The following is a 12,725-nucleotide window of genomic DNA, read 5'->3' on the forward strand; positions in this document are numbered from 1 at the left end:
TTCAAATATATACAGATGCTTCGATTAGCGAAATGCTGAAACGCTTTTGGGTTTAAAAAAAATCTTACTTGACGAGTTAATTTCTCCCTAGTCGCTTCTCGTGTATCGCTTCAAAAAAGTATCTTTGCCCATGCAAGAAAAGATCATCATTCTTGACTTCGGGTCGCAATACACTCAGCTTATTGCCCGGAGAGTCAGAGAGCTAAACGTATACTGCGAAATACATCCATTCAACAACCTGCCTGAATTTGATAATACCGTAAAGGGAGTTATTCTTTCGGGAAGTCCTTATTCCGTTAGACAGGATGACGCTCCGCAAATTGATTTTAAGAAACTACATGAAAGCTACCCTGTTTTGGGCGTTTGTTACGGAGCGCAGTATATTGCGCAAAAATCAGGTGGAGAAGTAAAAGCATCTTCAACCCGCGAATATGGTCGGGCAAACCTGGAATTTATCGATCATAGTCATCCGCTTTTCAAAAATATTAATCCAGGTAGCCAGACATGGATGTCGCATGCTGACACGATAGCATCAATTCCAGAAAATTTTGAGATCATTGCCAGTACTGATTCTGTGAAGGTCGCTGCTTTCCATATCAAAAACACTAAAGTGTATGGGATACAATTTCACCCTGAGGTAACCCATAGTACTGATGGTAAGCAACTACTTGAGAATTTCCTTGTGGATATTTGCGGCTGTTCTCAGGATTGGACACCAGACGCTTTCATCGAAAGCACCGTAGCCTCACTCAAAGAACGACTTGGACATGATAAGGTTATTTTAGGTTTATCAGGTGGAGTAGACTCTTCTGTAGCTGCCGTACTGTTGCATCAAGCTATTGGATCTAATCTACATTGCATTTTTGTTGATAACGGTCTACTTCGGAAGGGCGAATTTGAGCAAGTTCTTGACTCTTATCAGCATATGGGATTAAATGTGAGAGGAGTGAGGGCTGGGGACAGGTTTTTAGGACAGTTAGCTGGATTGAAAGATCCGGAGCTCAAACGGAAAGCAATTGGCAGAGTATTTATCGAGGTCTTTGATGATGCCGCACACGAAGTTCAGGATGTAAAATGGCTAGGTCAAGGAACGATTTATCCCGATGTAATCGAATCGATTTCGGTAAAAGGGCCGTCTGCGACTATAAAATCGCATCACAACGTTGGTGGACTTCCGGATTTCATGAAGTTAAAGGTAGTTGAGCCGTTAAATACTTTGTTCAAAGATGAAGTTCGAAGAGTAGGAAAGACCCTCGGAATGGATCAGGCTTTATTGGGAAGACACCCTTTTCCAGGCCCGGGACTCGCTATCAGAATTCTGGACGATATTACTCCTGAAAAGGTTGCTATTCTTCAGGAAGCAGATGCGATCTACATCAATAATTTAAAGACTTCAGGCTGGTATGATAAAGTGTGGCAAGCTGGTGCAATATTTTTACCTGTTCAGTCTGTGGGAGTTATGGGTGATGAAAGAACTTATGAGCATGTTATTTGTTTACGTGCTGTGAGTTCGGTAGACGGTATGACAGCTGATTGGAGCCACCTCCCATACGAGCTTCTTGCGAAGATTTCAAATGAAATAATTAATAACGTAAAAGGAATTAACAGAGTAGTGTATGATATTAGTTCCAAACCCCCTGCAACTATCGAATGGGAATAAGTACATACTCATTCTATTCCTGATTGTATTCATTTCAGCATGTTCAAAAAGGGTAGTTCCTGTTAGACCTGATGGCGTTAAAGTACCGCCGGTAGATCAGAAAAATGAAGAAGTACGCCCTGTCAAAAAAGATATCGACCATTCTGTAGTTCTTCTTCTCCCGTTCGAGCTTAATACTATCAATCTCAAAACCGCGGGAGCAAAGGAGCTTGGAAAAGCTGATTTGGCCGTAGACTTTTATCAGGGATTTAGACTTGCACTTGATTCTCTTTCCAAAAATGGACATAATTATAAACTTCAGGTATTTGATACACAGGATCAGGAAGCTCGGGTAGTGAATTTAGCACGAGCTGCGTCTGTAAATGAAAACGATATTGTTATCGGACCGGTGTTCCCTGATGCACTGAGTACTTTTTCAGAGTTTTTTGAAAAGAATCCAGCTAAACTAATTGTGTCACCGCTTGCTGCATCTTTGCCTTCACAGTTTAAAAACTCTAATCTAGTCACGGTAAATAACAGCGTTGATCAGCATGGTTGGAAGATAGCCGATTATATCGTTCGTAACTACAAACCAGAAACTGTAAACATTGTATTGGTGAATACCAAGAAGAACGATGACGAAAAGTTTTCTGCGCCACTAAGAAAATATATCAGCGAGCTTTCAAAGGGTAAGTTTAAGATTGTAGAACGGCCTAACGCAATCGGGCTGCAAACTTATCTTAGTTCGACCAAGAGTAATGTGGTAATTCTTTCATCTTCAGACCGGGCTTTTTTGCTGCCAACTATCGATAAACTTTATAAATTAACGACTGAGAATTATAAAATTGAACTCGTTGGGCACCCCAATTGGACTAAGGCAAGTTTTCTTGAAGGGACCAAAATGCAGGCGTTAAAGACAAAATTGACATCTTCTTATTTTGTAGATTATAAAGCGGGTAATGTAAAGAATTTTATCGCGAGGTATCGCGATGAATTTGGTTTTGAACCCTCAGAGTTCTCCTTCAAAGGCTTTGATGTGGGGTATTATTTTGGCGGCTTACTCGAAAAGTATGGTAAGGATTATGCACAACACGTTGGTAAAGAGCTATATTACGGCCTCCATAATAATTTTCGTTTTTCAAAAGACCCTCTGACTGGTTATAGCAATTCAGAACTAATGTTGCTTACCTATCGTGCACTGGAATTACAACCAATACGATGAGGTCAGAACAACAACTGAGAACTTTTTTACGTGTATTAGAAAGTTATCCGGAAGATCGGCCGCTTGCTAAATTTCTCCCTGAGTTTTTCAGAAAAAATAAGCAGATGGGCTCGAACGACCGCCGATCTGCGTCCAGGCTTTTGTATAATTATTATCGGTTGGGCAAAACTTTACCAGGCAGAAAGATTGAGGAAAGGCTTTTTATTGCGGAGTTTCTTTGCACGGCCGTGGATAATCCATTTTTACAACATTTTAGACCTGAACTCAACGAGAAGATTTATCTAACCCTCGACGATAAAATTAGTTACCTCAAGGAAGAATACAATTTTAACCTTGAAGACGTATTTCCATTTGGACCTCTTTCAATTGGGATTGATCCGGAAGTCTTTCTTAAATCCTTTTTTGTGCAACCTGATCTTTATATAAGGATTCATCCGCATAAGGAAGATGTCGTACTCTTCGCACTTTCGCAAACTGCGATTCCATTTAAACAAATAGGACAATATACTCTGGCCCTTCCAAACGGGACTAACCTGAACGCCATTTTTTCGGATACTGAATTTCCCACAAAGCCATTTGAGATTCAGGATCTTTCATCCCAGCAAACTCTCGGTTCTTTTAAACCGAACCGCTATGAATACTGGTGGGACGCATGTGCGGCGTCTGGTGGAAAATCTCTTTTATTATTCTCTGAACAGCCGGATTTAAAATTAGTTGTATCTGATATAAGGGAAAGTGTTTTGGACAACCTTGACGAACGGTTCATTAATGCAGGCTTGCGCACCTATCAAAAGAAAGTAATTGATCTGACTCAAAACGTAGACCAGGTACTTCACGATTATCATTTCGACGGTATAATTCTGGATGCGCCCTGCAGTGGATCTGGAACCTGGGGAAGAACACCCGAAATGACAAGCCAGTTTCATGAACACAAAATTCAGGGGTTCCAAAATCTTCAGAAGACTATAGCCTCGAATGTTTTAAAGTACCTAAAGCCAGGTAAGCCCCTGATTTATATAACCTGCTCCGTCTTCAAACAGGAAAACGAAGATGTCGTAAACTACCTTATTTCGGACCATGGATTGAAATTGGAAATGCAGGAGGTACTCAAGGGATACGAAAATAAAGCGGACACGATGTTTGCAGCAAGGCTCATCAAGTCCGATCTCTAATAATGTGCTAGTAATTACAAGCCTGTATTGTGTCGGAAAAGTTTAATCGCTATTGCCAATAGAATTATCCCGAACGCTTTTCTCAACACCGCCAGTCCGGTTTTACCAAGGATTTTTTCAAGCCAAATGGTATTCTTTAACACGATGTATACAAACAACATGTTTAGCATAATCCCAATGATTATGTTTTGAGTGGCATATTCTGATTTTAACGACAGGAGGGTGGTTAATGTTCCGGAACCGGCAATTAAAGGAAATGCCAACGGCACGATTGACACACTCGACGAAACTTCCTCTTTGAACAGATTTATTCCCAATATCATTTCCATCGCAATAATGAAAATTACGATTGACCCGGCTATGGCAAATGACGAAACATCCAGACCGATGATTTTAAGCATTTGTTCACCTACAAAAAGAAATAAAATCATTAGAACCAATGCCACAATTGATGCTTTTCCGGATTGTATATGTCCAGCCTTGTTGCGAAGGGCGATCACGATAGGGATGGACCCAAGTATATCGATGATCGCAAAAAGGATCATTGTTACAGAGAGAATTTGATTGTAGTTAAATGCGAGGCTTTCCATCTTGTTTATAATAATTTACAAGTAATGACCTTTAAAAAGCAAAAAGGTTCCAGAGTATTCCGGAACCTTCTATTACAATTGAATTTTAGTATTATCTGTCTTTTTCGATGATTTTCCCATCTCTAAGTTCACGAACCTTGCTGTATTTTTTGCCATAGCTGAAGTACACCGCAACACCCAGTGCCATCCAGATAAACAAACGAACCCAGCTTTCTGCAGGTAAAGAATACATAAGGTAAATACAAACTAATATCCCCATAATCGGCACAAATGGCACTAAAGGAGTTCTAAATGGTCTTACAGCATCAGGTAAAGTTTTGCGAAGAACTAAAATTCCAATACACACCAATACAAAGGCGAACAATGTACCAATACTTACCATATGTCCTAAGTCAGATACCGGAACCAGACCTGCAAAAAGACTGACAAATACAAGGAAGAACAAGTTTGTTTTCCATGGTGTACGGAATTCCGGGTGTAAAACAGCAAAGAATTTTGGTAAAAGACCATCTTTAGCCATAGTGTAGAACACCCGCGATTGGCCCATAAGCATTACCAGGATTACCGAAGTATAACCCGCCAGAATGGCGATAATCAGCGCATCCTGCAGGAAACTGTATCCCGTCATAGCAAATGCTGTAGCAGCAGGTTTTGCATCACCTGCGAAATCCTTATAATTAACAAGACCAGTCATTACGTGAGCAAAAAGGACGTAGAGGATTGTACATACCACCAGAGATCCAAGGATCCCAATCGGCATACCTTTTTGAGGATTTTTAGCTTCCTGAGCTGCTGTTGATACGGCATCGAATCCGATAAACGCAAAGAATACAACTGCCGCACCAGTGGAGATTCCACTCCATCCGAAGTTCTCAAATTTCCCTGTATTTTCAGGGATGTAAGGCACATAGTTGTCAGGATTAATGTGGCTCCATCCTAAAACTATGAATATCAATACTACACTTACTTTTAAAATTACGAGAAAGTTATTCATGCTTGCAGAACCCTGAGTACCACGAATCAATACCAGAGATAAAACACACACAATAAAGATAGCCGGAAGATTAATCAGGCCACCGTCGATCACAGTTCCGTCGCCAAGTTTCATCGTTTCCCAGGGCGAAACAATAAACTCGTGGGGAAGATTAATGTTGTACTTGTGAAGAAGTTCCAGAAGATATCTGGACCAGCTTACTGCGACCGTAGCAGCTCCCAGTGCATATTCAAGGACAAGATCCCATCCAATGATCCAGGCCATAAACTCGCCCATGGTAGCATAAGAATAGGTGTACGCACTTCCGGCAACAGGAATCATTGAAGCAAATTCAGCATAGCACAATCCTGCAAATGCACAGGCAAAAGCTGCAAGGGCAAATGAAATTGTCACGGCAGGTCCTGCATTTTCAGCAGCTGCGATACCTGTTAATGAAAACAGACCTGCGCCTATAATAGCTCCAATACCGAGTGCAACAAGATTAAAACTGGATAATGACCGCTTTAAAGTACCCTCACCCGTTTGAGCTGATTCGAGCATCAACTGCTCGATTGATTTTTTGTGGAACATACAATTGGTTTAGTAATGTTTTATATACGTTTTTATCATTTAACTGATCTCAAACGTAATTAATTTTATTTGAAAAATGAAACTCAGTTATGCTTTTGTTTTGGTAAACAAATGGTAGCTGGACGATTCTAAAAGCGGTCCTTAAAAGCTTGTAATACACTTTTTGTACATAAAAAAAGGGATGTTCATAAGAACCTCCCTTTGGAATTTTTAAGCTATTCTGAACTACCTTGCGATAGTATCAATTTTATTCGTAATTGTATCAACGGTTGTCGTACCTGCTGAATCAACAGCTATTATTTTAATATCTCTTTTTACTTCCATTTTACCATCAATATGTGAAGTGCCGGAAGAAAGGTGAGGTGCGATAATCAATGATACAATTGACATTAATTTGATCAGGATGTTCATTGAAGGACCTGAAGTGTCTTTGAAAGGATCACCAACGGTATCGCCTGTAACGGACGCTTTATGTGGTTCGGACTTTTTGTAGAACATCTCACCATTGATTTCCACACCTTTTTCGAATGACTTCTTAGCGTTGTCCCATGCACCACCCGCATTTGACTGGAACATACCCATCAAAACACCGGAAACGGTTACACCGGCTAACAAACCTCCTAAGACTTCAGCTCCGAAAGCGAAACCAATTATAATTGGAACAATTAGCGCAATTGCACCTGGTAACATCATTTCACGTATAGACGCTTCAGTGGAAATAGCGACACACTTTTCGTATTCTGGTTTTGCTTTATATTCCATAATACCTGGAATTTCGCGGAACTGGCGACGTACTTCATTCACCATATCCATTGCCGCACGGCCAACGGCTGATATACACAAAGCTGAAAAAATAAAAGGTATCATCCCTCCCACGAACAAACCAGCAAGAACATCTGCTTTGTAAATATCGATCGCATTAATTCCTGCGACCCCAACGAAGGCAGCAAAAAGTGCCAGTGATGTTAGCGCAGCAGAAGCGATCGCAAAACCTTTACCAGTTGCTGCGGTTGTATTACCAACAGCATCCAGATTGTCTGTACGGTCCCTTACTTCGGGTGGCAAGCCACTCATTTCAGCGATGCCACCAGCATTATCTGCAATTGGTCCGAATGCGTCAATTGATAATTGCATGGCAGTAGTCGCCATCATACCAGCAGCTGCAATTGCCACTCCGTAGAAGCCGGCAAAATAAAAGGAGCCATAAATACCTCCTGCAAGCACGAGGATCGGTAATACGGTTGATTCCATACCTACTGATAATCCGGAGATTATATTCGTAGCATGCCCAGTTGAAGACTGACGGATAATGCTCATCACAGGACGCTTGCCCATAGCCGTGTAATATTCAGTAATGATGCTCATTAACGCACCAACAACTAAACCTACAACAATTGCATAAAACACATCCATATTTGAGAACTCAAAACCACGGATTATCATCTCTTCAGGAAGCATCCAGCGAACAGCGAAAAATGAAACAATCGCTGTCATGATGATGGATGACCAGTTACCCATGTTTAATGCATTTTGGACACTATCAGTCTCTTTCTTTATCTTAACAAATGAGCAGGCAACAATTGAAAGTATCAAACCAATACCTGCAATAAGCATCGGAAGTAGGATAGGGGCTATACCACCGAAATTATCCACGGATTTGATCTCACGACCTAATATCATTGTTGCGAGTATTGTTGCGACATAAGAACCAAATAAATCGGCGCCCATACCGGCAACATCACCAACGTTATCGCCCACGTTATCAGCAATTGTAGCTGGGTTACGGACGTCATCTTCAGGAATTCCTGCTTCAACTTTTCCAACTAGATCAGCACCCACATCGGCAGCTTTTGTGTATATACCACCACCAACACGCGCAAATAATGCAATTGATTCGGCTCCAAGTGAGAATCCAGCCAGCACCTCAAGTGCCTTCTCCATCTCAATACCATTTATGTCTCCGTTTACGTTAACTACGTACATTTGATAAAAGACGATAAACAGACTTCCGAGTCCAAGAACTGCAAGACCGGCAACACCTATACCCATAACGCTTCCGCCGGTAAACGATACTTGCAAAGCTTTTGCCAAGCTTGTTCTTGCTGCTTGCGTTGTACGAACATTCGACTTGGTCGCTATGTTCATCCCAATGTATCCAGCTAAGGCAGAAGTAAATGCACCAATTAAAAAAGAGATTGCAATTACCCAGCTTGAGGTCTCTACAAGAGTTCCGGAGTATGCTAATAGTATTGCTGCAATTGCAGAAAAATAGCCAAGAACTTTCCATTCTGCTTTTAAAAATGCCATTGCACCATCAGCAATATATCCTGACAAGCGCTGCATGTTTTCATCTCCGGCATCTTGTTTGGTTACCCAGGCAGATTTCAATGCCATGCTGATAATCCCTACAACACCTAAAACTGGTATTAAATAAATCAAATTTTCCTGTAAAAACTCCATGTATAACTCGCTGTTTAAATTGGTTATTTTTTTAACGTGACCGCAAAAATAGCAGGCTTATTCTATTATTCAAACATGCAAGCCTATAATGTTTTGGTATTCAATGATATTTCTTTTGCTTTCTGATCTTAGTGGTTGGTAATGAGATACTTGCATGGATTAATTATTTAGCGACAGAATTAGCTTTTTGCAGTCGCAAATTCGCTTGTTGGCATTTCGATAATTTTATTGATTTTGAGATAATTTTTTAATGTAAGTTTATTCCTAAATACCTAAATCAAAACTAAGAAATGAAGGAAGCTTTGGAACCAACCGAAATGAAACGGGAGCTTGGATTGCTTGATGCGACATTGATTGTTGCTGGCAGCATGATTGGCTCAGGAATTTTTATAGTAGCAGCAGATATTACTAGAAATGTAGGGTCAGCCGGATGGTTGATAGCTGTTTGGCTCATAACCGGACTTATGACTCTAATAGCCGCTGTCAGCTACGGCGAACTAAGTGCTATGTTTCCCAAAGCTGGCGGGCAATACGTTTATCTTAAAGAAGCATATAATCCCCTTATTGGATTTCTTTACGGTTGGAGTTTTTTTGCTGTTATTCAAACAGGGACAATTGCCGCTGTTGGGGTGGCCTTCTCAAAATTTACCGCTTATCTAATACCGGGTGTCAGCGAAGATTTGGTTATGTTTACTGTTGGCTCGCTAACCGTTTCCCCAGCGCAAATATTAGCTATTGCGACCATTATATTATTAACATATATAAATACCAAGGGGGTCAAAGGTGGTAAGATGATTCAGACTACGTTCACTTTGACCAAGTTACTTAGCTTGTTTGGCTTAATAGTTTTTGGGTTCATCATGCTAAAGCCGGATGTATGGGATGCAAACTGGACGAACGCATGGAGCATGCAAAAATTAAATGGCGATGGGTCAGTGCAATCATATACAATAGCCGCTGCTCTAGGGGCAGTAGCCGCCGCCATGGTTGGTTCCATATTCAGCAGCGATGCCTGGAATAACATTACGTTTATTGCTGGTGAAGTTAAAAACCCGCAAAGAAATATTGGCCTAAGCCTTTTCCTTGGGACACTGATTGTGACTGTCATCTACGTACTGGCCAATATGGTATATGTCGCGGTTTTACCGCTCACAGAGATTGCGACAGCAGAGAAAGATCGCGTTGCAGTGGCAGCATCAAGTGTCATTTTCGGTAATGCCGGTACGGTTATAATCGCCTTGATGATTATGGTTTCGACATTTGGGTGTAATAACGGACTTATACTTGCCGGTGCACGAGTTTATCATACGATGGCAAACGATGGTTTGTTCTTTAAAAAAACAGCAATATTAAACAAACATGCAGTGCCGGAATTCGGGCTTTGGATTCAGTGTGTCATGGCGTCCATTTTATGTTTGAGCGGAAAGTATGGGCAACTTCTAGATATGATATCTTTTGTGGTGGTGATCTTCTACGTTCTCACAATCCTGGGAATATATATACTTCGCGCCAAAATGCCGGATGCGGAACGTCCTTATAAAGCTTTTGGATATCCGTTCCTTCCAGCTTTGTATATCATTATGGGGATAGCATTTTGCACCTTGCTTATACTTTACAAACAGGAATTTGTTTGGGTGGGACTTGGAATCATGTTAAGCGGGGTGCCGATTTACTATTTGTGGCGCGCGACAGAAAGTAAAACAGCCTGAAGTTTCAGGTAAAGAGGAAAAACAAAAAGGTACCTATGAGTAAAGGCCTGAACTGTTCCATTAGTTCAGGCCTTTTTGATTATTGCCCTAGTTTGAGAGGGAAAAGTTTATTGGAAGATTATAAGCCACCCTGACACTTTGCTTATTTTGGATCCCTGGTTTCCACTGCGGAGATTTTGCCAGAACACGCATCGCTTCTTCGTCACAGCCGCTTCCAATACCTCGAAGTACTTTTATGTGCGACAAATCTCCGTTTCGCTCAATTACAAAACTCAAAATAACTTTCCCCTGAATCCCGTTTTCAGCAGCCATACCTGGATATCTTAAATTTTTTCTTAGGAATTTTATGAATGCTTCCTGGCCTCCAGGGAACTCAGGATATTTTTCAATGGCGTCAATCGGATAGATGTTTGTCTCTGATGGCATTTCAGCCGAACCTGTTCCAGCCGGACTACCGGTTGACATTTCGACAGGATTAATCCCCGTAGCATCTGCACCTGCTGTAGTGCTTGTGCTTACAACAGATTGTGCAATTTGTAGTTGTGTTGGCGGCTCTACATTTGCTTCCTCTGCCTTTGCTACAACCATATTTGTGTATTGAATCGTTTTTAATGGTATTTGTTTCGCAGGTGGAGTTGTAGCAGGCGGTGTTAAAGGCTTAGGTTCATGTATTTTTGTTAAACTCACCTCCACCGGGTCCGGTAGTTGAGGTATTTCAATTACCGGTACCTTCCCGGACATCAGCCCATACGTCCAGGGCAAAATAATCGCAGCAGAAAACATGATGCAGGCATAAAGTAATGCCTTCGTCATAGTTTCGTTGCTTTGTTTTCTTAATTGGTAAGCACCGTAAGATTTGTTCCGGTTTTGGAATACAAGATCCAGCCACTGGGTCGTGTATAAATTTTCGTTGAAATTTATCATCAGTTCAGCTAATTAGGTTAATTATCTAGTTGATGATGAAAAATGATAAATTCCATAAAATGAGGAACGGGAACAAGAGCTCAGAGAATCTCGGCTACAACGAAGGTACTTCCTCCGATGAAAATAAGGTCATTTTCTGACGCAGCCGCTTTTGCTGCACGTAAGGCTGCAGCCACGCTTTCAAAGTTATTCCCAATTAAACCGAGTACATGTGCTTCTTCCTTTAACTCCATGGCAGTTTTAGCCCTCGGCATGTCTGGATTGCAAAAATAGTAGGTGGCGTTTTTCGGGAGCAGTTTTAAAATTTTGGATATTTCCTTGTCTTTGACCATGCCAATCACCATATGAAGTTTGTGAAATTCCTGGTCATTAATATTTTTTAATACCTCATGAATACCATCCTCATTGTGACCTGTATCGCAAACAATTAACGGCTTCTGACTCAAAATATGCCAACGCCCCTGCAAGCCCGTGAGCATTTTTACGCTTTTTAGAGCGAGCCTGATATGCTCATCAGAAATGTCAAAGCCGGCTAACTTCAATTCGGAAACAGAACTTAAGACAGTCGCCAGATTCTTTAATTGGTATGATCCTGTAAGATCCAGATCAACTTCCTTTAAGCTCAGCGGCGATTTGTTTATTTCTGTTTTCTTTAATTCTAGTTTCAGAAACTGATTTAAATCCTGATGGATGGATTTTGTGATTTGCCATTCTTCACTGGCATTGACCAATTTTGATTTCGTTGATTTCGATTTTTCGAAAAACGTTGCTGCAGTTTCGGGATGCTTTTCTCCCACGACGACCGGAACCCCTGATTTTATTATTCCGGCTTTTTCCGAAGCAATCTTCGGTAAAGTGTCTCCCAGAATATTAACGTGGTCGTATCCAATATTCGTTATAACGGATACGAGCGGAGTGATGATATTTGTGGAGTCCAGTCTGCCTCCAAGTCCAACCTCGATCACCGCAATATCAACCTGCTCGTTCGCAAAAAAATCAAACGCCAATGCTACTGTCACTTCAAAAAAGGAGGGATCTATTTCCTCAATATTCGATTGTTGACCATTTACAAAATCGACAACCCGATGTTCGGGAATCATTTCACCATTTAAACGAATACGTTCACGAAAATCTTTAAGATGGGGAGATGTATATAAGCCAGTCTTATAACCTGCGGTCTGCAGAATAGCTGCCAGCATATGGGAAGTGGAGCCTTTCCCGTTTGTGCCCGCAATATGAATACTTTTAAACTTGTTTTGAGGATTGTCGATGCGCTCGCATAGCTTTAGTGTATTAGTTAGATCGGGCTTTATAGCGGCTGCACCGATCCGCGTAAACATGGGAAGCCGGGCGTATAAGTAATCTATCGTTTCCTTGTAATTATTAAACGGTCTAACATGCTCTGAAGAATTAGAATTACTTACGGCCATGATATTGCCTGATAA

Annotated in this window: 9 protein-coding genes; 4 read left to right on the forward strand and 5 right to left on the reverse strand. The window is 41.1% G+C overall.

What is annotated here, in order from left to right:
• Positions 1 to 130: 130 nt before the first annotated feature.
• From guaA to B5X60_RS00985, 3 genes are read left to right on the forward strand one after another with little or no spacing between them, the layout of a single operon-like run.
• Entirely contained in the window at positions 131 to 1,660 is a 1,530-nt protein-coding gene (guaA, locus tag B5X60_RS00975; protein WP_079700704.1) for a glutamine-hydrolyzing GMP synthase, read from the forward strand.
• Positions 1,617 to 2,861 carry an ABC transporter substrate-binding protein gene (locus B5X60_RS00980; protein WP_079700705.1) on the forward strand — a complete coding sequence of 415 codons (1,245 nt, stop codon included), beginning with the start codon at positions 1,617 to 1,619 and terminating at the stop codon, positions 2,859 to 2,861. Before guaA ends, B5X60_RS00980 begins: the two co-directional genes overlap by 44 nt.
• Entirely contained in the window at positions 2,858 to 4,033 is a 1,176-nt protein-coding gene (locus B5X60_RS00985; RefSeq protein WP_079700706.1) for an RsmB/NOP family class I SAM-dependent RNA methyltransferase, read from the forward strand. The genes B5X60_RS00980 and B5X60_RS00985 overlap by 4 nt, the downstream gene beginning before the upstream one ends.
• Positions 4,034 to 4,047: 14 nt before the next feature.
• Here the strand turns inward: B5X60_RS00985 and B5X60_RS00990 are convergent, their stop codons facing one another.
• From B5X60_RS00990 to B5X60_RS01000, 3 genes are all read right to left on the reverse strand, one after another.
• Positions 4,048 to 4,623, reverse strand: a complete 576-nt coding sequence (locus B5X60_RS00990) for a MarC family protein (RefSeq protein WP_079700707.1) — start codon at positions 4,621 to 4,623, stop codon at positions 4,048 to 4,050.
• 91 nt (positions 4,624 to 4,714) lie between these two features.
• Positions 4,715 to 6,187: an amino acid permease gene (locus tag B5X60_RS00995; RefSeq protein ID WP_079700708.1), complete on the reverse strand. Its 1,473-nt coding sequence runs from the start codon at positions 6,185 to 6,187 to the stop codon at positions 4,715 to 4,717.
• Positions 6,188 to 6,412: 225 nt separating this feature from the next.
• On the reverse strand, positions 6,413 to 8,647 hold the full coding sequence (locus tag B5X60_RS01000) for a sodium-translocating pyrophosphatase (protein WP_079700709.1): 2,235 nt from the start codon (positions 8,645 to 8,647) through the stop codon (positions 6,413 to 6,415).
• A gap of 290 nt (positions 8,648 to 8,937) precedes the next feature.
• On the opposite strand from B5X60_RS01000, the gene B5X60_RS01005 reads away from it, so the two are divergent.
• On the forward strand, positions 8,938 to 10,356 hold the full coding sequence (locus tag B5X60_RS01005) for an APC family permease (RefSeq protein WP_079700710.1): 1,419 nt from the start codon (positions 8,938 to 8,940) through the stop codon (positions 10,354 to 10,356).
• A gap of 87 nt (positions 10,357 to 10,443) precedes the next feature.
• Here B5X60_RS01005 and B5X60_RS01010 read toward each other — a convergent pair whose 3' ends face one another.
• Both B5X60_RS01010 and B5X60_RS01015 read right to left on the reverse strand, forming a co-directional pair.
• Positions 10,444 to 11,280, reverse strand: coding sequence for an energy transducer TonB (locus B5X60_RS01010; RefSeq protein WP_079700711.1), 837 nt, complete (start codon positions 11,278 to 11,280; stop codon positions 10,444 to 10,446).
• An 80-nt stretch (positions 11,281 to 11,360) separates the two neighbouring features.
• The gene (locus B5X60_RS01015; RefSeq protein WP_245803436.1) at positions 11,361 to 12,710 is read right to left on the reverse strand and encodes a bifunctional folylpolyglutamate synthase/dihydrofolate synthase; all 1,350 of its coding nucleotides are present in this window, start codon (positions 12,708 to 12,710) and stop codon (positions 11,361 to 11,363) included.
• Positions 12,711 to 12,725 lie beyond the last annotated feature (15 nt).

This window comes from Daejeonella lutea (assembly GCF_900168015.1).
In the GTDB taxonomy this organism is placed as follows: domain Bacteria; phylum Bacteroidota; class Bacteroidia; order Sphingobacteriales; family Sphingobacteriaceae; genus Daejeonella; species Daejeonella lutea.